Below are 383 nucleotides of genomic sequence, written 5' to 3'. Positions count from 1 at the left end.
CTCCGACCCCGAATGGAGAGGTCAATCCGCTGGTCCTCGCCGCCGCGCATCTGTCGGGCGTGGACGAGGTGTTCCGCGTCGGCGGTGCGCAGGGCGTCGCCGCGCTCGCCTATGGTGCCGGGCCGATCGCGCCGGTGGACGTGGTGACCGGCCCCGGCAACGCCTGGGTCGCGGAGGCCAAGCGCCAGCTCTACGGCGTCGTCGGCATCGACATGGTCGCCGGACCGTCGGAGATCGTCGTCGTCGCCGATGGTGCGAACGACCCCGAATGGATCGCCGCCGACCTGCTCAGCCAGGCCGAACACGACGTGACGACGCAGTCGATCCTGTTCGCCGACGACGTCGCCTTCGCCGACAGGGTTGCCGCGGCGGTGGAGGCGCAG

1 protein-coding gene is annotated in these 383 nt (G+C 71.5%); it reads left to right on the top strand.

What is annotated here, in order from left to right:
- Positions 1-383: histidinol dehydrogenase (locus AC0IYH_RS29765; RefSeq protein ID WP_471837675.1), on the top strand; the 383-nt coding region annotated here is incomplete at both ends.

It is taken from the genome of Pseudomonas sp. AC463, from assembly GCF_979253585.1.
Note: the sequence above shows the minus strand (reverse complement) of the source record. Positions and strands in the feature narration are given on the sequence as shown.